Source organism: Acinetobacter sp. BSP-28, from assembly GCF_044130285.1.
Lineage (GTDB): Bacteria > Pseudomonadota > Gammaproteobacteria > Pseudomonadales > Moraxellaceae > Acinetobacter.
The window spans coordinates 1-560 of the sequence record NZ_JBIQOB010000092.1 but is presented as its reverse complement, the minus strand read 5'-3'; the positions used below and the strand labels follow the sequence as shown (position 1 = coordinate 560).

Annotated in this window: 1 protein-coding gene; it reads right to left on the bottom strand. The window is 44.6% G+C overall.

Annotation, left to right across the window (positions count from 1 at the left end; translation table 11 throughout):
- On the bottom strand, positions 1 to 560 hold a 560-nt coding region (locus tag ACE01R_RS17895), incomplete at both ends, for an electron transfer flavoprotein subunit beta/FixA family protein (RefSeq protein WP_395552819.1).

The window sequence follows — 560 nt, the reverse complement described above, 5'->3', positions numbered from 1 at the left end:
TCAACTTTAACTGTTTTCAGTTTAGTTGTCGCAGTTACACCAAAATCTGCAGGAGACTTGGTATCCAGCGGTTTTTTACGCGCTTTCATGATGTTTGGAAGAGCTGCATAACGTGGCTCATTCAAACGCAAGTCAGTGGTGATAATTGCAGGAAGTGCAAGCTCAACAGTTTGTAAACCGCCGTCGATTTCACGTGTGACTTGTACTTTGTCGCCATCAACTTTCACTTCAGAAGCGAATGTACCTTGACCTGCGCCAAGTAGAGCGCCAAGCATCTGACCAACCTGGTTAGAGTCGTCATCAATGGCCTGTTTACCAAGAAGGATTAATTGTGGTTGTTCAGCGTCAACAACACCTTTTAGAATTTTAGCAACTTCCAAAGCACCCAGTTGGCTGTCATCAGCTTCAACCAGGATACCGCGGTCAGCGCCAAGTGCCATTGCAGAACGAATTTGTTCTTGCGCTTCTTTAGGACCAATAGAAACAACAACGATTTCTGAAACAGTTCCTTTTTCTTTTAAGCGAACCGCTTCTTCCACTGCGATTTCACAGAATGGGTT